The organism is Arthrobacter sp. ISL-5 (genome assembly GCF_018613835.1).
Taxonomy (GTDB): domain Bacteria; phylum Actinomycetota; class Actinomycetes; order Actinomycetales; family Micrococcaceae; genus Arthrobacter.
Window position 1 is genome coordinate 13,265 of sequence record NZ_JAGGPM010000026.1, and the last position, 19,696, is coordinate 32,960.

General features: G+C 63.2%; 17 protein-coding genes and 3 pseudogenes. 12 read left to right on the forward strand and 8 right to left on the reverse strand.

The genetic code is table 11. The features are described 5' to 3' along the window. Window positions 1-30: 30 nt before the first annotated feature. Window positions 31-993, forward strand: a complete 963-nt coding sequence (locus J7I89_RS14140; protein WP_214971467.1) for an aldo/keto reductase — start codon at window positions 31-33, stop codon at window positions 991-993. 105 nt (window positions 994-1,098) lie between these two features. Then, a complete protein-coding gene (locus tag J7I89_RS14145; RefSeq protein WP_214971470.1) occupies window positions 1,099-1,458 on the forward strand; it encodes a cyclophilin-like fold protein in 360 nt (119 codons plus the stop codon). Window positions 1,459-1,538: 80 nt separating this feature from the next. Here J7I89_RS14145 and J7I89_RS14150 read toward each other — a convergent pair whose 3' ends face one another. Then, a complete protein-coding gene (locus J7I89_RS14150) occupies window positions 1,539-2,534 on the reverse strand; it encodes a zinc-binding dehydrogenase (protein ID WP_214971473.1) in 996 nt (331 codons plus the stop codon). Then, on the reverse strand, window positions 2,527-3,153 hold the full coding sequence (locus J7I89_RS14155; RefSeq protein WP_214971476.1) for a TetR/AcrR family transcriptional regulator: 627 nt from the start codon (window positions 3,151-3,153) through the stop codon (window positions 2,527-2,529). The genes J7I89_RS14150 and J7I89_RS14155 overlap by 8 nt, the downstream gene beginning before the upstream one ends. Before the next feature lie 66 nt (window positions 3,154-3,219). Here J7I89_RS14155 and J7I89_RS14160 point away from each other — a divergent pair, with 66 nt between their 5' ends. The 4 genes from J7I89_RS14160 to J7I89_RS14175 are packed head-to-tail and all read left to right on the forward strand — an operon-like array spanning window position 3,220 to window position 6,756. Next, on the forward strand, window positions 3,220-3,606 hold the full coding sequence (locus J7I89_RS14160; protein ID WP_214971478.1) for an MmcQ/YjbR family DNA-binding protein: 387 nt from the start codon (window positions 3,220-3,222) through the stop codon (window positions 3,604-3,606). Then, a complete protein-coding gene (locus J7I89_RS14165) occupies window positions 3,603-3,962 on the forward strand; it encodes an MmcQ/YjbR family DNA-binding protein (protein ID WP_214971481.1) in 360 nt (119 codons plus the stop codon). The genes J7I89_RS14160 and J7I89_RS14165 overlap by 4 nt, the downstream gene beginning before the upstream one ends. Then, window positions 3,959-5,287 (forward strand): replication-associated recombination protein A, encoded by a 1,329-nt coding sequence (locus J7I89_RS14170; protein ID WP_308159917.1) that lies wholly within the window; start codon window positions 3,959-3,961, stop codon window positions 5,285-5,287. Before J7I89_RS14165 ends, J7I89_RS14170 begins: the two co-directional genes overlap by 4 nt. Before the next feature lie 29 nt (window positions 5,288-5,316). Continuing rightward, window positions 5,317-6,756 (forward strand): carboxylesterase family protein, encoded by a 1,440-nt coding sequence (locus J7I89_RS14175; RefSeq protein ID WP_214971484.1) that lies wholly within the window; start codon window positions 5,317-5,319, stop codon window positions 6,754-6,756. A gap of 360 nt (window positions 6,757-7,116) precedes the next feature. Here the strand turns inward: J7I89_RS14175 and J7I89_RS14180 are convergent, their stop codons facing one another. Both J7I89_RS14180 and J7I89_RS14185 read right to left on the reverse strand, forming a co-directional pair. Further along, on the reverse strand, window positions 7,117-9,165 hold the full coding sequence (locus J7I89_RS14180) for a Tn3 family transposase (protein WP_214971487.1): 2,049 nt from the start codon (window positions 9,163-9,165) through the stop codon (window positions 7,117-7,119). A gap of 469 nt (window positions 9,166-9,634) precedes the next feature. Beyond that, window positions 9,635-10,822, reverse strand: coding sequence for an acetyl-CoA C-acyltransferase (locus tag J7I89_RS14185; protein ID WP_214971490.1), 1,188 nt, complete (start codon window positions 10,820-10,822; stop codon window positions 9,635-9,637). 149 nt (window positions 10,823-10,971) lie between these two features. Here J7I89_RS14185 and J7I89_RS14190 point away from each other — a divergent pair, with 149 nt between their 5' ends. From J7I89_RS14190 to J7I89_RS25950, 6 genes and pseudogenes are all read left to right on the forward strand, one after another. Next, a complete protein-coding gene (locus tag J7I89_RS14190) occupies window positions 10,972-12,597 on the forward strand; it encodes an AMP-binding protein (RefSeq protein ID WP_214971492.1) in 1,626 nt (541 codons plus the stop codon). Continuing rightward, complete coding sequence (locus J7I89_RS14195; RefSeq protein ID WP_214971494.1) at window positions 12,594-13,382, forward strand: enoyl-CoA hydratase/isomerase family protein; 789 nt, start codon at window positions 12,594-12,596, stop codon at window positions 13,380-13,382. Before J7I89_RS14190 ends, J7I89_RS14195 begins: the two co-directional genes overlap by 4 nt. Further along, window positions 13,379-14,161, forward strand: coding sequence for an SDR family NAD(P)-dependent oxidoreductase (locus J7I89_RS14200; RefSeq protein ID WP_214971496.1), 783 nt, complete (start codon window positions 13,379-13,381; stop codon window positions 14,159-14,161). Before J7I89_RS14195 ends, J7I89_RS14200 begins: the two co-directional genes overlap by 4 nt. Before the next feature lie 325 nt (window positions 14,162-14,486). After that, window positions 14,487-14,741 (forward strand): annotated as a pseudogene (locus J7I89_RS25945) (CocE/NonD family hydrolase); the annotation flags it as partial. Continuing rightward, window positions 14,738-15,304, forward strand: a complete 567-nt coding sequence (locus tag J7I89_RS14210; protein WP_251045336.1) for a CocE/NonD family hydrolase — start codon at window positions 14,738-14,740, stop codon at window positions 15,302-15,304. The pseudogene J7I89_RS25945 and the gene J7I89_RS14210, both read left to right, overlap by 4 nt. A 40-nt stretch (window positions 15,305-15,344) precedes the next feature. Continuing rightward, window positions 15,345-15,506: pseudogene (locus tag J7I89_RS25950) on the forward strand (hypothetical protein); the annotation flags it as partial. Between the two features lie 63 nt (window positions 15,507-15,569). Here the strand turns inward: J7I89_RS25950 and J7I89_RS14215 are convergent. From J7I89_RS14215 to J7I89_RS14230, 4 genes and pseudogenes are all read right to left on the reverse strand, one after another. After that, entirely contained in the window at window positions 15,570-16,199 is a 630-nt protein-coding gene (locus J7I89_RS14215; RefSeq protein ID WP_214971500.1) for a TetR/AcrR family transcriptional regulator, read from the reverse strand. Window positions 16,200-16,507: 308 nt separating this feature from the next. Beyond that, window positions 16,508-16,749: pseudogene (locus tag J7I89_RS14220) on the reverse strand (tryptophan synthase subunit alpha); the annotation flags it as partial. Window positions 16,750-17,386: 637 nt separating this feature from the next. Continuing rightward, window positions 17,387-17,953: a recombinase family protein gene (locus J7I89_RS14225; RefSeq protein ID WP_214971502.1), complete on the reverse strand. Its 567-nt coding sequence runs from the start codon at window positions 17,951-17,953 to the stop codon at window positions 17,387-17,389. 286 nt (window positions 17,954-18,239) lie between these two features. After that, window positions 18,240-19,076 carry a hypothetical protein gene (locus J7I89_RS14230; protein ID WP_214971505.1) on the reverse strand — a complete coding sequence of 279 codons (837 nt, stop codon included), beginning with the start codon at window positions 19,074-19,076 and terminating at the stop codon, window positions 18,240-18,242. Between the last annotated feature and the right edge of the window lie 620 nt (window positions 19,077-19,696).

Consider the following 19,696-nt stretch of genomic DNA (forward strand, 5'->3'; position numbering starts at 1 on the left):
CGCATCACTACAGAGAAGAAAAGACACACCATGAAGACACGCACACTCGGCCAGCAAGGCCTCACGACCTCCGCCCTCGGCTACGGATCGATGGGAATCTCCTCGTTCTACGGACCAGGGGAGGAGCACGAGGGCATCGCTGCGATCCAGAAAGCGTACGAGCTCGGCGTCACGTTCTTCGACACAGCCGAGATGTATGGCTGGGGCGAGAACGAGAAGATCGTCGGCCGAGCCGTCAAGAGCTTCCGCGACGACGTGGTCATCGCCACCAAGTTCGGATTCACGCCCGAATTCGGTCTCGACAGCCGCCCCGAGCACATCCGTGAGGTCGTCGAGAATAGCCTCCGCTACCTCGGCATGGATCACATCGATGTCCTCTACCAGCACCGTCCCGACCCCAACGTCCCCATCGAGGAGGTCGCCGGGACCGTGAAGGAACTTATCGACGCCGGCAAGGTGAAGTATTTCGGCCTCAGCGAAGCCGGCCCCGACACGATGCGCCGCGCGCACGCGGTGCAGCCGGTCTCGGTCCTGCAGACCGAGTACTCCCTCTTCGATCGCGAAGTCGAGGTCCTGTTCCCGGTCCTTGACGAGCTCGGTATCGGCTTCGTGCCCTACTCCCCTTTGGGGCGCGGGTTCCTCACCGGCACGGCGAAGCCGGGAGCCGAGTACGACCAGAGCGATATGCGCCATAGTGCAGCCCGTTGGCAGCCCGGCAACTTCGAGAAGAACCTCGACGCCACCCGCCAGCTGAGCGAACTGGCCGCCTCCAAGGGCGCGACAGTCGCGCAGCTCGCGCTTGCCTGGCTGCTTGCGCAGGGCGAGCACATCGTCCCGATCCCGGGCACCCGCAGCGCCACTCGCGTCCGGGAGAACGTCGGCGCCGCCGACCTTATTCTCACTTCGGCGGATCTCGACCGCGTGAAGGAGATCCTCCCCACCGGTGGTTTCGGCTCCCGGTTCCCCGCCGGTATGAGCGCCGAATGGCAGTAACCATCTGACGAGGCGCAGAAGGCACAGGCACGCTCCGTTCGCCGCGAATCCTCAGCTGAGAATAATTGGCCGACATCAACGAACACCTGACAAAGGAGTGCCACCGTGAACATCCGCATCACTCTTCCCAACGGCGAAGCGACGGGCGAGATCATTGATTCGCCCGCTGGTCGAGAACTCTCCAGCGCGCTCCCGCTCACGCTCACTATGGGAGACCTCTTCGAGCGCGAGAAGATGGGCCCCTTGCCCAGGGCCCTCGCGAACGTCGCCGGCACCGTCGAGGCGTACACCGTCGGCCAGATCGCCTACTGGGCCCCGAGCCAGGACATCGTCTTCTTCTACGCCGACACCGGGGATCTCTCAATCCCCGGGCCGGGCATCGTTCACCTGGGCACCATCACCACTGGCCTGGACCTGATCGCCGCCGCCGGTGATCCCTTCACCATGACCATCGAGAAGGCCTGACCAGAACCTGCTCCGGGACGAAAGCGATCCCGTACCCTTCCGCCATTTGATGGAAGAGTGCGGGATCGGTGTTCATCTACTCAGGTGGCGGCGAGAACGACGACATTCTTCCCAGGTCGCCGTTCGCCCTCGAAGGCGCGATGGGCGGTTGCCACCTCGTCGAGTCCCGAATACACGCCCGCGATGACGATCTTCAAGGTCCCGGCCTCGATCGCCGCGAGGTAGCGGGCGAGTGCGTCTGTGGGGAGGTCCGAGGCGCGGCCTGCGTAGCTGGTGAGGTGGACACCGTTGGGAATCTCGAACGGGGAGAACTGCGCAATAGTCCACTCGTCGGCGAGAGAGCCGATAAAACACACTGTCCCGCCGGCGCGGATGAGGGCGAGCATTGCAGGCAGAGAGTGTGCGCTGACGAACTCGAGAACCCCATCGACTCCCGTCGGAGCAATTTCGGCCACCGTTTCCGAAAGTCGCTCGTCGTCGATCAGGGCGTAGTCGGCGCCGACGCGTTTCAACAAATCGATGCTAGCCGGAGCGCGGGTGGTCGCGATGACCGTTGCACCGAGCTGGTGGGCGATCGCGATCGCGGTGAGCCCTACGGTGGAGGTGCCACCGTGGATGAGGATGCGCTGTCCGGCCGCCAGCCGCAGCCCGGTGGTGATCGCCCCGTGCGCGGTTTGCAGCATCTCTGGGAGCGCGCCGACGACATCCCATCCCAGGTCCGTGTCGAACGGGATCACGTTCGCTGCGTCGACGACGGTGTACTCGGCGTAGCTGCCGTCGATGGTTCGGCCGAGACCACCCATTAGGGAGGCGACTTTCTGCCCGGGAGCGAGGTGGACGCCGTCGCCGACGGCGTCCACGACACCGACGGCTTCGATGCCCAAGATCCGGGGCAAGGAGAAGTCGGGACCGGATTCACCCTTGCGGCTCGTCACCTCGGACTCGTTGACCCCGAACGCCATCACGTGAATACGCACCCATCCCGGGCGCACTTCGGGGATCGGTACGTCACTGACGATGAGGCCGTCGATGTCGACGGGGCCCGTGAGCCGGATTGCGCGCATCGTCTCAGGCATGGTTCTGCTCCTTTTCGTGGAATGGGTGACCCGGTGCGGGGAGGTTGACGAGGGCTTCGAAGGCTTGGCGCACGGTGAGTTCATCGAGTGCAGTGTCCGGATGCGCCAGGCGGTGGCTCCACCAGCCCCAGAGCAGGGCATTGATGGCAAGCGCCGTGCTATTCGGGAGGACGCGGTGGAGCATCACAAGGGAGTCGTCTTCAACTGCTTGAAGGACGTCGGCGACCTTCGGGTTTCGTGCGCCGTAGTGGCGTATCTCCGCATACAGGCGGATATCGTCGAGAGTCGGGCTCGTCGCACCGATCGTCGCGTCGACAAGCGCGTCAACGACGTCGTCCCGGGTTTGTGCCTCACGGAGTGGGTCCGCGTAGCGGGGTTCGAGATCGCTGCGGGTCGTGTCGAGCGCACTAAGGATGAGCCCCTCGAGGGTGGGGAAGTAGTACGTCATGGATCCCAGCGGCACTCCGGCGTGCGCGGCGATTCCCCGATACGAGGCCGCCTCCATGCCACCGGCCCTGATCACGTCCAGCGTCGCTTGCAGGATCCGGGCGCGACGTCCGGGGTCGTTCGGTTTCCCTCGGCGCATGTTCTTCTCCCATGTCTGAGCTAGTGCGTACACTTGTACCTAGCTTAGTGCGTACGCAAGTACATACCGGTTTTCAATCTAGTCCAGGAGGGGCGCCGTATGGATGGCGAAAAACTGCAGGAGCATGCTCGGGCACGATCCCAGGAGCTCCCCGGCGCGAATCTGGAGCACCCGTTCGGGCCCGACTGGGAGGTCTTCAAGGTGCGGGACAAGGTTTTCATGCTGCTCACCGAGGTGACCGGGGAGCCGATCGTCATCTTGAAAACGGACCCAGCGGACGGGATGGCGCTTCGCGAGCAGCACGCCGATATCACCCCCGGATACCACATGAACAAGAAGCACTGGATCACACTGCACCCCTCCGGCGACCTGCAGAAACAGATGATCGACGACCTGGTCACAGAGTCGTACCTGCTCGTCGTTGAGAATCTGCCGCTCGCGAAGCGGCCGGTCGACCCTGCCACGTTCGGACGGGATACGCGGTGACGCTCTCCGGTGACATGCTGCAACAGATCGCCCGTCGTGCCGCGGCCGCCCTGGAGGACGTCAGCAATGGCCGGCCGTTCACTCCGCACTTGGATGTGTGGAAGGTGCGTGACAAGGTGTTCCTCATTATCACCGAGGACGAGCCGGATCAGCAGATCATCACGGTCAAGATCGACCCGCATCACGGTGACGCGCTCCGCCGGGACCACGACTCGATCACCGTCGGGCATTACCTGCACAAACAGCACTGGATCTCCGTCGGACCCGGACCCGGCGTCACAAGGCGGTTCGTTGAGAACCTGGTGCAGGACTCCTACGACCTCGCCTCGAGCCGCCAAACCGGGGAGCGATCGTGAGCGAGCAACCGCCGTCGCTGTTCGAGATGGACGATTCCTCACGGCCCCTCGCCGATCGACTGCGCCCGCGCACCCTGGCCGACGTCGTGGGCCAGGACCATCTCCTTGCCGCAGATGCGCCAATCGGGCGCATGGTCGGCGCGCAACGACTCGTGTCGATGATCCTGTGGGGCCCTCCCGGCTGCGGGAAGACGACCATCGCGCGACTCCTCGCAGAGCAAACCAACCTGGCGTTCGAACCGCTCTCGGCCACGTTCTCCGGTGTCGCGGACCTCAGGAAGGTGTTCCAGACAGCCCAGCGCCGGCGGGAGATCGGGCAGGGAACACTGCTCTTCGTCGACGAGATTCACCGCTTCAACCGCGCCCAACAGGACTCGTTCCTGCCCTACGTCGAAGACGGCACGATTGTCCTCGTCGGCGCAACCACCGAGAACCCAAGCTTCGAACTCAACGGCGCACTGCTGTCCCGATGCCAGGTATTCGTCCTCAAACGCCTCGACGATGTAGCGCTCAGCACCCTCATGAATCGCGCCGAAGACATCCTCGGCGCACCGTTGCCACTGGACGAGAATGCCCGGCAGGCACTCATCGCGATGGCAGACGGAGACGGAAGGTACCTGCTGAACATGATCGAGCAGGTACAGCACCTAGCCGAACCCGTTGACTCAGCCACACTCGCTGCCGCGGTGCAGAAACGCGCACCGTTATACGACAAATCGCAAGAGGGCCACTACAACCTCATCTCCGCGCTCCACAAATCGATGCGCGGCTCTGACCCGGACGCAGCCCTGTACTGGCTGGCGCGCATGCTCGACGGCGGAGAGGACCCGCTGTTCATCGCCCGCCGGATCACCCGATTCGCCACCGAGGACATCGGCATGGCCGATCCGAACGCCATCCAGCAAGCCCTCGCGGCCTGGGACGTGTACGAACGACTCGGCTCCCCGGAAGGGGAACTCGCGATCGCGCAAGCCGTGCTCTATCTCGCGACGGCCCCGAAGTCCATCGGCGTGTACCGAGGCTTCAACAAAGCCCACGCTGCGGCGAAACGCACCGGGTCGCTGATGCCGCCTGCGCACATCCTCAATGCCCCCACCCGGTTAATGAAGGACCTCGGCTACGGCAAGGGCTATCAGTACGACCCCGACACAGACACCGGGTTCTCCGGCGCCGACTACTTCCCCGACGGCATGCCCCGGCAGACCTTCTACGAACCCACCGCCAACGGGTATGAACGCGCCATCACCGAACGCCTCCAGCTCTGGGCGCAACAACGCTCCGCCAGCCCAGGCGCTTCTACCGGCAACAACTCCACAACCCCCTAAACCGACTGAGCTCTGGAAAGGACTCACCCATGACCGACACCACCGGCACCTTTACAAATGAACACGCAGTTCGCTCGTGGCTTGGCATTCCCTACGCCACCGCCGAACGCTTCCGCCGCCCCAGCCTGCTTCCCTTCAACCCCGACCTGCCCTACGACCAGAAAGGGCCTGCACCGCTTCAAGCCGGGGACACCAGTTGGCTCGAAGCCGACAACGGCTTCAGCGAGGACTGCCTGAACCTCAACGTCTGGGCGCCCGAAGACTCAGGCGACAAGCCGCTTCCCGTGATCGTCTACATCTTCGGCGGCGGATGGATGCTTGGCGCGAACACGCAGACCACCTCGAACGCGTCCGGCCTCGCCGCAACGGGACGAGCGGTCGGAGTTTCCATCAACTATCGGCTCGGAGCGTTCGGATGGCTGTCCCTTTCCCACTACGGCGGCGCACTCGCAGAGGCCACCAACCTCGGCCTGCAGGACATCATCGCCGCGCTGCAGTGGGTCCGCGAGAACATCGCCCGATTCGGCGGCGACCCCGACAACGTCACCGTCACCGGCCACAGCGCCGGCGCATACTCCACCCTCAGCCTCCTCGCCGCACCCTCCGCCGACGGCCTCTACCACCACCTCGCCGCATTCTCCGGCATGCCAGCACGCCAGGTGCCGGCATGGGGAGCAGAAGAACGCGCCCAGGCGGTCCTCACCGGACTCGGATTGCAGGACGACCCCGAGCAGCTGCTGAACGTCGACGCGAAGCTGCTGGCCGAGGCGATGGCTGCGACGCAGTCCGCAGACCCTGGGGCCGCGCACGGCGTGGACAACGATCTCGTCGCCATCGTCGACGATCGGACCCAGCCCAACGGCGTCCTCGCCGACCTTCCCATGCGAGTTCTCCAGTCCGGTCAGCACCGTGACGTGGACATCCTCTTCAGCAGCACCACCCATGAGCTCGACTGGTGGGTACTTCACAAGACCGAGGACTTCGACCCCGGCAGCATCGACGCCCTGGTCGCCGAGTTCGCCAACAGCAACCGCATCCCACGCAGCCGCGCCCGAAAGATCATCGCCGCCTACGACGTCGACGGGCGCACCCCCGTCCAGGTCCGTGGAGCCTTGCTCACCGACTTCTCCTTCACCCTGCCCCAGGCCCGCGGAGCACTCGCCCACGCCGCGGCCGGCGGAAACGCACACCTGATCGCCGTCGGCCCCGTCGAGGGAGCCCCCGCCGTCCATGGCACGGAGATGTACGGGATCGTCGGTCAGGCCCGACTTGGCGCCAGTGACGAGCAAATCGTCCGTGATACTTTCGTTCGCGACGCCCTCCTCGCCCTCGCATCAGGCAACAACGATGAATTGTGGGAACCCGTAACTACGTACCCCACCACGAAGGGCATCGGCAATATGCCCTACGACGCCACCACCCACGCCACCAACGTGCTCGAGACCTTCAGAGGAATCGACCGCCCGTAGCCGACCTGTACCTGCGCCGCGGATGCTTCTGGGATCCGCGCCAGAGGATCGATGCTGCCGAACTGGCCGACAGCGCGCGACACCGGTTCAGGGCATCTGCTCCGAAGCCCCTTTATAGCACCGGGAGAACACCGCCACCGAGCGCTGTCATCCACAACGAGGGGCGTTTCGGGAACCATTTGGGGATGCGGCGCCGGGGTCTATCGCAGACGTTCGTTTATGTTAGACACCATTTCCTTCTAATGAGCAGAACAGAAGGAAACGGTCGTTAGAAGGTCTCGGCATCTGCCGTCGGGTCCCTGAACGGTCGGAGTGTTTTGGGAGTGTTGGTGGTTGAGAAACTGTATCGGCCCAGTTCGTTCACATGGGCGTGCCCGAGGGGAGAAAGCCTGGAGTGTCTTCATCGCGGACCAACCGCCCCTGCGCCCGGAGCTCGGTGACGGCGGCGTCGAGGTACCGGGTGTTCCAAAGGGTGATCGCATTCACGACAAGCCCGAGGGCACCGAGTTGGTCTTCTTGGCCTTCCCGGTATTTTTGGTAGATCTGGCCACGCCTGCCATGGAAGACCTTGCGGGCCAGCCGATGCCTGGATTCCTGGACGGTGGTTTGCGCGTTGATGGTACGGCGGTGGGTGTCGTCCACCGGGTCGATCATGGCCAGCAGGTGCAGGGTCTTTGCGATCCGCCCGTATTCTGTGAAGGCCTGGCCCAGCGGCGTGGGCCTTCCGTCACGGCCGAGCATTTTGAGCACGTCATAGGCCCGTACCTGATGGGTGACCAAAGATCCGATGACGCGCAGCATGTCCGGCCAATGAGTTTCGATCTTGGCCAGATTGACCTTGTGCCGAGCGATAGCGTTCAGGGGTCCATAGTCCGTGGCCGGCTCGTTTGGCCAGTGAGCCCTCCAGTACCTCGTATCCCCGATGTCGGAGATGCGCGGCGAGAATCGGTAGCCGAGCATCCTGAACAAGCCAAAGACCATGTCTGAGTAGGACGCTTCGTCGGTAGCAATGATTTCGGGTTTGGGGCCGCCGTCCAGGTTCAGCAACACATCAAGGATGTGAAGGCTGTCCCGCGGGGTGCCTGTGACGATTTGCGCCCCGATCCCTGCGACCTGGTTGTTGACGGCGTTCAGCCAGGTGATGCCGCGCTTATAGCCGAAGTATTTCGGCGACGGGCCTGAGCTTATCGTCCTGACCGGGACAACGAAACGAAGCCCGTCGACGGAGGCCAAAAGCCCGCCACCCCAATGCTGGGCGATCGGCACTTTGCTTTGCGCCTCTATGAGGGCAGCGTTCGCCGCCGCGTGCGTTTCGGCCCGGACATAGTTTTGATCGACGTGGGAAAGCCTGCCACGAGTCAAGGCCTCCTGAGTCGGGTCCGTGACCGGAACCAGGCCCACGTTGCATCCTTCAGCGATCAAAAGCGCCGCTATCGAGGTGGCCAGATCCTTCACTCGTGTCCCGGCGCCGGAGACGTGGACGTAAGCGTCCAGGAAGCCTGTCCAGGAATGAACTTCCAAGAGAAGATCCGGCAAGTCGACATGAGGGATCATCGCGGAGGTAACCGATCGCAGCTCGGCCAGGCTTGCCGGGATGTCCGCGGAGTCAAGCCGTTCAACGGAAAGACGCATCCTGCCCTCGGTGCCGGGGACAATTCTGATCGATGATTCCGGCCCGGCTTCTTCCAGCCGATCTGCTGTTTGACGCCAGGATGAATCGAGGACGTCGACGAGTGCACGAAGATGGATCCTTACCTGGGTGTCCAGGCCCAGGCTGCCCAGAATCTTCGGTCGGGCATCCTCCCACGCGGCGCCTTCAAGCAGTCTCGCCCTCGGATCACCCCAACGATGGGAACAGGTAGCGAACACGTCCCGCACCCTCAAGGCTTTGTACAGCTGTTCCAGCACGCACAGCACGTAAGCGTCACGATCAACCGTGCCGACCGGCAGGTCCGGGTTGGCGTAGATGGCTCTGCGCCATACCGGCGGAATAAGAGATTCATCTACCTCCGTGGGAAGCAGCGGTTTGATTCGTGTTCTGCGGCCCGCCAACTCTGGTAGCTGGTTGACCGCGGCCAAAACGGCGGAACCTGCTGGTGATGCGCCAAGAGATCTCGTTCCGGCCAGCAAGGCCAAGAACGGTCGCACCGTGCGGTATTTCTCAGCTAGGGCGACACGCATCGCCGTCTCGGCGCTGCCATCATCGTCAGGGACCAGCTCGGTTACGGTCTCCAGGGCGCCAAGAATCTGTTCCTTTGACGCAAGCCTTTCCAACGACCCCCATATGGCAGTCACGTCCAACCCGATCCCGCCAGAGATTGCAGCATCGAGGGCAGCTAGTAATTCCTGATTGACTAAGGCCAGAATCCGGGAGGCTCGTTCCAAGCGAGGAAGCGAGGCCAGCCGCATGGTCTGGTGAACCTGGCAACCCAGAACACCCCTCTACCACCAGGCGGACCCCGCCCGTATCGGGTCATCGTTCGGACTGCTCCGAACCTTCATGTATCTCGGCGCCATGCTCGCCCCCTCCGTCAGTGGCATGTTCTACGGAAACAGGGCACCCACGCCCGGCCTGCACGAACTCGCCGTGTTCGTGCTCGTCGCGGCCGCCATACTGCTCCTCATCACCGCCTTGGACCGGACACTCGCAAAGCAGTCTCATGAACGGTCGTTTGCGAGCAGAAGGATTCGACACGTTGTAAGGCATCTTGCCGATGGCCGTCGCTGTGTGTGTGACGGTCACTGGGTGCAAGTCCGTGCGCCGGGCGGCAGGTCAGTCATTTTGGCTTGGGAGGTTTTCCCAAATTCAAGGCTCTTGCAAACTTGTTCCGGCAGCCGTAAGTTTGCCCGCCGGCAGAGCTTCTTGTGGGGTTGACGGTCAGGGTGCTGCGAGGATGATGGCTTCTCCTTGCGCCCCGCCGCCGCACAATGCGATGCCTGCGGTTCCGGTTCCGCGCCGGAAGAGTTCGTGTGCTACGTGCACGGTGAGTCTGTTTCCTGAGGCCCCGAGCGGATGGCCGAGTGCGATGCCGCCGCCGTGGATGTTTACTACTTCGTCATGAACGTTTATTCGTCTCTGCGACTGTACGATGACAGCGCCGAAGGCCTCATTGATCTCGATGAGATCGAGATCGGCCGGGCTGATCCCCTGCTTCCGGCAGGCTAGTTCGAGCGCCCGTGCAGGCTGCGCGTGGAGTGAATTGTCAGGACCAGCGACTTGCCCTGACTGACCCACCACGGCCATTATCACCCAGTTTTCCGCTTCCGCGCGGGCGCGGGTGGTCAGAATTACAGCGGCCGCGCCGTCGGAGATAGGGGAAGAGTTACCTGCGGTGATGGTGCCATCGTTGGCGAACGCGGGCCGCAGACCCGCCAGAGTCGCCATGGTCGAATCGGCTCTCACGCCTTCGTCCTGGGTGAGCACGAGGGGCGCGCCTTGGCGAGCGGGCACACTGACGGGCACTATCTCACTGTCGAAGAGGCCGGCGGCCTGTGCTGCAGCGGCGCGTAGGTGGGAGCGGAGCGCGACGGCGTCCTGCTGTTCCCGCGTCACGTCAAAGCGGGGGTTGGCCTTTTCTGTGGAGAGGCCCATGCTCGATCCGTCGTAGGCATCGCGCAGGCCGTCGAATTCGAGGTGGTCGAGCGCGTGGGCAGTCCCGTATTTCCACCCCCCGCGGGTACCCGGCAGGAGATGCGGCGCCCGCGTCATCGACTCCATGCCGGCGGCGACGACGACGTCGGCATCCCCTGCCATGATCATCCTTTTGGCATCGATCACGGCCGTCAGGCCGGACAGGCACACCTTGTTCACCGAGGTAGCGGGCACATCCCAGGAGATCCCCGCGCCGAGCGCCGCCTGCTTCGCCGGGTTCTGGCCTGTCCCCGCCTGCAGTACGTGCCCGATGATCACGGCGCCGATTGCCGCGGCGGGGATGCCGCCGCGGTCGAGTGCGCCCCGGATGGCCGCGGACCCGAGTTCCGCCGCGGACAGGGCGGCGAGCTGCCCGCCCAGACGGCCCTGCGGCGTTCGCGCGGCTGCAACGATGACAACTTCTTCATTTTTCATGGATGCATCCAGACTGCGTGCTTCCTCGCACGCTGCTCAATTCTGAGTATCGGCCAGGCGGGAAATTGCCTGTCGACTTTTGATTGCGTTCGACATACGATACGAACGTACCTCCAATAGTACTCACAGGATCAAGGAAGATCACCACCGTGGACTCAACGCTCTTTACCGACATACAAAGGCTCTACTTGGCAGAGGACGCGACCGCCGCCTGGCTTTTGTGCGATCGTCACGATCCCTCGGCCACGGCGTACACGCTGGTCGACGGCGACTCGGCGCGGCCTGTGAGTTATGGAGAGCTGCGGGCCGATTCCATTCGCCTGGCCAACGCTTTCCGCCAGCTCGGTGTGGAGCCAGGGACCCGCGTGGCCACACTTGTGCACAAGGGACCAGAGCTCGTCGCGACGATGCTCGCGGTCTGGCGGCTGGGGGCCGTTTACGTGCCACTGTTCACCGCGTTCGCCGGGAAGGCAATCGACTACAGGATCCGCACCGCGGGCGTCCGCCTCGTCCTCACCGACACCGCCCAGCGCTCCAAGCTCCCCGACTTCGCGGGGAGCGAGGCGCAGGTCGTAGTCGTAGACGGCAAGGGGCAGCCTGGGGACATCGACTACGGCCAACTGGTCGCCGCGGCGTCGGATGAGCAGTTCGACAGCTACGTGCAGGGCCCCGACGGGCCGCTGGTGCACATTTTCACCTCGGGTACCACCGGATCCCCGAAGGGTGTCATCCACCCGCTCCGGCAGGCGACGGGCTGGCACAGCTACCTCGTCTATGGGCTCGGTGTCACCGACGAGGACGTCTATTGGTGCGCGGCGGACCCCGGTTGGGCTTACGGCCTTTATGCCGGAATAGTGAGCCCGCTCGCCCTGGGAAGCGGCGTGATCCTCCAGAGCGGCTCCTTTAACCCGGCCACCGCATGGAAACTGATCGAGGAACAGGGCGTTACCAACCTGACGGCCGCACCGACCGTTTACCGGGCGCTGCGGAATGTCTTCCCGACCGTTCCCTCCAAGGGCAAGCTGCGCCGGCTCTCCAGCGCAGGAGAACCGCTCACCCCCGAGGTCAACGTCTGGGCCACCGCCGAGCTGGGGCTTCAGGTTCATGACCATTTCGGGCAAACCGAGGTGGGCATGGTCTTCGGCAACGCGCACCACCCCGACATCGCCCGGGACATCGTGCCAGGCTCCATGGGCTACCCGCTCCCCGGCTGGGCGGCCACCGTAATCGGCGAGAACGACGCGACAGAACTGGCTACAGGAGAGCTCGGCCGCGTGGCAATCGACGTCATGAACAGCCCCGCAATGACATTCCGCAGCTACCAGGACCCGTCCAAAACCGCGTCCCGCTTCGACGGCGACGGACGTTACTACCTCCTGGGGGACCTCGGCCACCGTGACGCCCACGGCGCCTTCCACTTCGCGTCCCGCGATGACGACGTCATCATCATGGCCGGCTACCGCATCGGCCCGTTCGAGATCGAGTCCATGCTCAGCGAGCACCCCGCCGTTGCCGAGAGCGCGGCGATCGCAGCACCCGACGCCGACCGAGGCGAAGTACTCGAGGCGTTCGTCGTGCTCAGCGACGGATGGGAGGCAACCGAGGCCCTGGAGAAGGAACTCCAAACCTTCGTGAAGACGAACTACGCCGCGCACGCCTACCCCCGCGCCATCCACTTCGTCACCGACCTCCCCAAAACACCCAGCGGAAAAATCCAGCGGTACGTGCTCCGCGAGCAGCGCCGCTCGGAGCCGGAGAAAGCAGGACAGCAATGAATTCCAAGCCCCTACGGGTCGAGCAGCGAGGACCGGCCCGGTGGTTGTTCCTGAACAGACCAGCACAACGGAACGCCCTCAACAGCGAGCTGACGGATGCCCTCGACTCCCAGATCGACGACATCGCATACGACCAGGAGACTGCCGTCGTCGTCCTTACCGGAGAAGGACCCGGCTTCAGCGCCGGCGGCGACTTCCGCCACTTCCTCGAGTTGGACGAAGAAGATGGTGTACTTGCCTTCCTGACCCGCCTGTCTTCTGTCGTGACCCGCATCGAGCAGAGCCCCAAGCCTTGGATCGCGGCACTCCACGGCCATGCGATCGCCGGCGGCCTCGAGATCGCCCTCGCCTGCGATCTAGTGATTGCGGCAGAGGGAACCTTGGTCGGCGACGGGCACGTGAACAACAAGCTCATGCCGGGGGCGGGGTCAAGCGTCCGTCTGGAGAGGGCCGTCGGTAAAAGCGCGGCGCGCTGGATGCACCTCAGCGGTCAACCGATGACGGCCGAGGAGCTCCGAAGAACCGGGTGGCTGCACGATGTCGTCCCCCGCGAGAGGCTGCGCGAACGGGCTGGTGAGGTCGCGGCCGAGCTCGCCTCGCGCGACACCGTCGCGCAGCAGAACATGAAGAACCTGCTCAAATCGATCGCCGGGCTCGACGCACCGGCCGCCCTGAAGGCAGAGCTCGACGCCTTCGATTCGAACTGGCGGCAAAACGACGTCCCAGGAGCACTACGAACATTCCTCGCTGCACGCGGCACAACCAAGCAAGAGGCACGCGCATGAAGACACAAAAGACGCCGGTGACCGGCCGGTTCGACGGCAGGACCGTGGCCATCACCGGCTCCGCCCAAGGACTCGGGCTGGCAATGGCCGACCGCTTCGCGGCCGAAGGCGCCTCCCTCGCGCTTGTCGATGTCAATGAGACAGCACTTCAGAAAGCAGCCGATGAGCTCCGGGACGCATACGGCATCCCCGTGTCCGGAACCGTCGTCGACGTCACTGACTCCTCGCAAGTGAACGCCTGGATCGCCGGTATCGAGGAGTCCGACAGTGCCGTGGACGTGCTCGTGAACAACGCCGGCATCATCCGTGACAACCGCATCGAAAGGATCACCGACGCCGACTGGGACGCCGTGATCGACGTCAGCCTCAAAGGCGCCTTCTACTGCTCCCGCGCCGTGTTCGCCGGAATGCGGGCCCGCGGCTACGGACGCATCGTCTCGTTCTCCTCGATGTCATGGCGCGGCAACTTCGGACAGTCCAACTACGTCGCAGCAAAGGCAGGCATCGTCGGACTCACCCGCACCCTCGCGCTGGAAGGTGCCCGCGAGGGCATCACCGCCAACGCCATTGCCCCCGGCCTCATCGAAACCCCGATGCTCGCATCCATGAACGACGCCGCCCGCGACCTGCTCATCGGCAAAGTACCGATGAAGCACACGGGCGACCCATCCGACATCGCCGAAGCCGCCGCCTTCCTCGCATCCGAAGCCGCCGCGTTCATCACCGGCGTCGTTCTCGACGTCGACGGCGGCATCTCCATCGGATCCTCAATCCGCTAAGCCCCTTCGACGGCAACCCGCCGCAGAACTGTCAAAGGAGACACATGATCGACATTGAGATCACCTACGGCGTCGATACCCCGAAGCGCGACGGGACCACACTGCGCTCGGACATTTATCACCCGAAAGGAGACGGCCCTTTCCCGTGATTCTCGTCCGGACGCCATACGACTAACTGACCCTTCTTGAAACGGATACTCGCCCTTCTTGAAACGGATACTCGCGAATTGCACGCGGCCGCCACATCGTCACTCAGGATGCGCGAGGAAGTTTCGTATCGGACGGTGAATGGCTTCCGTGGAAGTACTAGCGGGACGACGGTTACGCCTCCGTCGAGTGGGACGCCGCCGTCCCGAAAAGCAATGGTCGGGTGGGGACGATGGGGCAAAGCTATAACGGCAGCACCCAGTGGAGCGCCGCCATCTCTCGGCCACCCCACTCGACCGCCATTGAGCCTTTGAACACGTGGAGAGACCCTGAAGACGGGCTGATGTTCCGAGGCGGCGCCATCGAGCTTCGTCTTAACGGCTTCTGGTCGTTGTTCACCGCGTTCCTTTACCCTGGGACGTACTCCAGATGAGGGTACGGCTTCGTGGCTCGAGACCTTCCAAAGCTTCGATACGATCGCCGAAGAAGGATACGGGGGCTGCCCTCGGACGCACTGCCGATGCTGGAGCGCACTGGTCTACCCATATCGACCCTAGGCGGGCCTTCGAAAATCGGTCGACCCCGGACGAGTGCCGGGTGGCGAACCGGCACGACGAGATCGAAGTGCCGGCGCTAGTTATCTCCGGCTGGTTCGGCAATTTCCAGCAGGGCGCCCTCGATAATTACGTCGCAATGCGCTCCAGAGGAAAGACGGCTCGCCTGGCGGGCCCTTGGACTCACAGCGGCAACTTAGTAGCGTCCCTCCCCGGCGGATCCGTTGATGTCCACGTCGGAATGGGGTCGATGACTCCGGGCGGTCAATCCGTGACTGATCTGGAGCTCCAGTGGTGCGACTACTGGCTCATCGGCGAACCCGCCACCGCTGCCCACGACGCCGGTGTCTTGCTCTTCGTGATGGGCATCAATCAGTGGCGGCCCGAAACAGATTGGCCTTTTGTCCGGGAGCGGAACCTCGCTGCCGGATCACTCGCGTGACTACCAAGCGACACCGGGTCGCTGGGGTTGAGATCCATCTGTGGTCGACGTCGATCGTAGTCCGCGCGGACACCTACTCCGCGTTCAGATCACCTCGGGCAACTTCCCTCGCTTGGACCGGAATCTCAACACCGGGGAACCGGAGACCGAGGGGACCACGATCGGTGTAGCGCGCCAGCGGATCCTCCGCGACCGCGAGCAGCCCTCCCGAATCACCCTTGCCAATCCACCCCCCTTTCTTCTCACACACTGCGAATGCGGGCTTTCAGTGTGGGCGAACGGCGAGTCCGTGGATCAAGAGTTCGCCCAGTTCGGTGAACGCCTCCCCGGCAGCAAGCCCGGTTGCTTCGAGCAGTTCACCGGACTGCACACCGTCGATCAGAAGTGAGATCGCCTGGCCGGCCAGAGCCGCATCAGCAGGACGAAACACGTTTGAACGGACACCTTCCTCTATCATTTCCTGAACCTTGCGTGCCGCTGCCCGGGAGTTCAACCGGTAGATGTCAGCCGTCGGCTCGTACGAGACCATATCAAGGTAGAAGGCGTGCGAGTTCCGGCTCATGGCGGTGCCTACGCCAGCGAGGTAGCGGACGATGCGCTCGGCCGGATCTGGTGTATCCGCGACCTCCACCTCGATGGCAGCCGTGGACCGTTCGAAGAAGTGTCGGGTGACCTTCTGGATGATCTGCTCACGACTGCTCGCCACCGAGTACAACGTCGTCTTCGAGCAGTGAAGCCGTTTGCAAAGATCCTCGATCGTGAGGGCATTGAAGCCCTCCGCTAGGAAGATGCCCTCGAGTTCATCAATCAGTTCGGCACGCCGGCCGCCATCATTCGTTTTACGCGGACGCCTGTCCCGCGTCGCAGCTACGGTCCTGCCATTGGTCGATGTCACGACAGTTTCTCCGCCACGAAGCGGATCCCAAGGGCCCTCGCCTCTCTATCAAAGTACGCTTGGTTGAGAGCGCCCACCCCTAGAAGTCGGCGCTGCTCGTAGACAACGTCCGCCATGATCCGCCTGCCTAAGTTGGGTTAGTGAGAAGTTCCCTGAATAGTCCAACTATGCCACAAGCAGTACGGGCGCATCCTACTTCGTACAGGCTGCCCTTCTGACGTCATTTCCGGAATGCCAGTTCTGGACTCGCGCCTCCCTTCCCCGCGAACACAGCGCCCGAGACCTAAGGGCATGCGCGCTGCTCATCCGTGCGCTGCGATTTCGCGGACCTGCTCAGCGTTGGAGACCCCCAGTCCTACGCAGACGCGCTCTGCGCCGGCGGCGTGGGCGCGGCCACCACGTCCTTGGCTGCCGTGCTGACGGAGGTGCGGGCGCCGGTGACTCCCATGATGGATACGGCGTAGACGAAGCCGCGGCTGGCGTCCACGCTGCGCTGCATGCGTTCGGCGGTGGTGGAGGGTGCCACAAGGAACACCCGGTCCAGGCCGTACAGGTAATGGACAAAGACCGCAAGCCGCAGTGGCGGCCAGCTGCCCTGTCGGAGGTGCAGGCGCACGACGTCGAGCAGTACTTTGCATCGCTGGGCGAGAGGGAACTCGTTTTGGTGGAAAGGGAGGCTGACCATGTCTAAGCATGCGGAACAGCCAGCCAAAAGACAGCACGGCTCTCTCGGAGCTCCAGCTTACGTACCGCCGTCGTTGGCTTGTTGGAAAGCGCCCGACGGCATCGGACCGCTCTGAGCCTCACTGAGAGCCAGTGCTTGCCTCCATGGATCCTGCAGCACGCGATGTTCTCAGCGGCAAGGTTCCTATGAAGCACATCGCCTAGCCTTTCCAAGAAGACGCAGCCTTCCTGGGTGCGGGAGGTAGGGTGCGTTCAACACTAGCGTCGTTCGCGATACCGGCAGAGATATCTTGGTCGGATGTTCCATCCGCTGAGGTACCGACAGGGATCCGCAATTCCTGCGATTGCAGCTTCTACTGCCTCGGTTGAACGCTCGAAAAAGTGCCTCGTCACCTTTTGTGGAGAAGGTGCACCGGCGCAAGTAATCGAACCCAAATCCGACGATAATGAAGATTCTGTAAGCTGGCGCAGCCCGCACCGGCCGGTCCGGCAGGGGAGCGGACTCACTCCAACCTGGCGTGGCGCAGGTATTGGTAGACCGTCTCCCTGCTGATTCCGTAGTCATGGGCAAGCACGACCTTTGGAACGCCGGTGCCGGCGCGTTGGACCAGCTCGGCCGCGCGTTCCGGTGAGAGGGTCTTTTTCCGCCCTTTGTAGGCGCCGCGCTGCTTCGCCAGGGCAATGCCTTCCTTTTGGCGTTCCCTGATGAGGGAACGCTCGAATTCGGCGAAGGCACCCATGACGGAGAGCATGAGGTTGGCCATGGGGGAGTCCTCCCCGGTGAAGACGAGGCTCTCCTTAACGAACTCCACTCGCACGCCCTTTCGGGTCAGGCCCTGGACAAGAGCACGCAGGTCATCGAGGTTGCGGGCGAGCGGGTCCATACTGTGCACCACGACGGTATCCCCGTCGCGGGCGAACCGCAGCAATTCCGTGAGCTGTGGCCTAGCCGTATCCCGGCCCGAGGCCTTGTCCGTGAAGACCCGGTCCAGAATCTGGCCTTCGAGCTGGCGTTTCTCGTTCTGGTCCAGCGTGCTCACGCGCACATACCCAATCCGCTGTCCAGCCACTGCTGCCTCCAAACCTTCCTGTGAGGTCGAGTTCTAGGCTTGTCCTACAAGGAAGTCAAGATCTGCATCGGGTTTGTCAGATTAGGGTGTAGGGCAACCTGCTTATTCAACTTGGCGACCCTATACTGCGCATCTGAGTTGCCCAGAAGTCAGCAAGCCTGCGTCGTGAAGCTTCAGCAATGGGCGGAAGGTGTGTCTTATTTGCCTATCGTGGCTTCCGCGATCCGGCGTGCGGCCCGAACCACCACATCGCCATAGTCCTTTCCGGGGGAAGTGGAGACCCGGGCTAGGGGCATGGCGAGGCAGACCGCGGCAATGATCGCCCCGTCGGCCCAGACGGGAGCACTGACCGAGCCCAGTCCGGGAGTGCGAACCCCAACAGATTCGATCCAGCCCGCCGCGGCCAATTCAGCCATACCCACAGCTGCGCTGACTCACCGGTACGGTCGCGCAGGTCGTGGATTGTCCCGAGCTGGACTGTGACGAGTTCCTCGGTGACGGTCACGTCGTCCCAGGTAAGCCGTGCGATGTTTTCGGCCTGCTGTCCGAAGACGAGAATGAGGATCGCGGCGGCGCGGTCTCGTGCCTCAAGTCCGTCGGTGTGAACCACGCAATTGAGTGCTTCATTCTGTCCCGTCTTGGCGAGCCTGGCGCTGGTGCCGCGGCGGTGCGGGACGATGGCCAGCCCTGCCGGAGCGGCTTTGGTCTTGATGGCCCATTTCAGGAAGCCTTCGGCGATGCGCCGGGCGCTGCGTCCTCCGGCCTGCCAGACGTCAAGATGTGCCTGCGTTAGGTCCATCAAGGTGATTCCGTGGTCGGTGAGCCAGTTCAGGAGGTCGATGGCGACGGTCACTTGCTGCTTGGCGCGAAGGAAGGTTCCGCGGGTGACCTCTTCCATGTGGTTCATGCGGCGTTGATGGTGCCAGCGGACGTAGCGGCGGATGAGCTCACGGTTTTGGGGGTCGGTTGTCCGTTCGATGGCTTTCGTGGCCCAGTTCTCGTAGCGCTTTCGAAGTTCGTCCCGTCGGGGGAGCACGCCATGTTCCGTGAGCAGGCCGCGGACGTATTCGCGGGTGCGTGAGATGGTCGAGGAGTACCGCGACTTGGCCGTATTTTTCATCATCTCCCGATGCGAGGGCGACGGCATTTGAAGCCGGTGTATGTGCTGATCAACAGCACCGAGAAGATCGTGAGACAGATCCGTTCGTGCCAACCCGCGGACATCGTTGAGAGCGCTAAGGTACCCGTTCAGGTCTATTTCTAAATACTGGAAGGCATGTGGGTGTGCCTGCTGGCCGCCGAGAACGGCTCGTGTAATTGCCTTTCCACGGAATGATGCGTCGCGAGGCTGTGTCCATGTACTAGCTGCAAAGTTTTTTTCCGGCGCAGTGCAGCGCGGCCAGTACTCGCTCGGTCATGCCCGCTTCTCGTCCAGTTCGAGCCATCGCTGTCTGTTTTGCTGGACTTTCCTTGCCCGGTCGCTGGCAGTTGCTGGGTTTACGGCCTTGCCTCCCGTAAGCGAGGTTGCTAACGGAGGGGTGCGGCGAATTGAGCTTTGCGATTCGCCAGCACCCCTCCTACGCGGTTCACACCCCGCTTCTCAAGAGGGGATTCATCGCTGGTCCCATTCATGCTTCTGCCGTTATAACCGATGCCCGTGCAACGTCGTCTCTTTGGAAATGGGCATCAAGAGCACCCCGCTCTTAGTCGGCGTCAATGGACGTGTGGAGACAGGGAACGCGA

Coding starts and splice junctions, on each gene's coding strand:
- J7I89_RS14140 (WP_214971467.1), top strand. CDS start 31: ATGAAGACACGCACACTCGGCCAGCAAGGCCTCACGACCTCCGCCCTC.
- J7I89_RS14150 (WP_214971473.1), bottom strand. CDS start 2,534: ATGCCTGAGACGATGCGCGCAATCCGGCTCACGGGCCCCGTCGACATC.
- J7I89_RS14160 (WP_214971478.1), top strand. CDS start 3,220: ATGGATGGCGAAAAACTGCAGGAGCATGCTCGGGCACGATCCCAGGAG.
- J7I89_RS14175 (WP_214971484.1), top strand. CDS start 5,317: ATGACCGACACCACCGGCACCTTTACAAATGAACACGCAGTTCGCTCG.
- J7I89_RS14180 (WP_214971487.1), bottom strand. CDS start 9,165: ATGCGGCTGGCCTCGCTTCCTCGCTTGGAACGAGCCTCCCGGATTCTG.
- J7I89_RS14185 (WP_214971490.1), bottom strand. CDS start 10,822: ATGAAAAATGAAGAAGTTGTCATCGTTGCAGCCGCGCGAACGCCGCAG.
- J7I89_RS14195 (WP_214971494.1), top strand. CDS start 12,594: ATGAATTCCAAGCCCCTACGGGTCGAGCAGCGAGGACCGGCCCGGTGG.
- J7I89_RS14200 (WP_214971496.1), top strand. CDS start 13,379: ATGAAGACACAAAAGACGCCGGTGACCGGCCGGTTCGACGGCAGGACC.
- J7I89_RS14210 (WP_251045336.1), top strand. CDS start 14,738: ATGAGGGTACGGCTTCGTGGCTCGAGACCTTCCAAAGCTTCGATACGA.
- J7I89_RS14230 (WP_214971505.1), bottom strand. CDS start 19,076: ATGATGAAAAATACGGCCAAGTCGCGGTACTCCTCGACCATCTCACGC.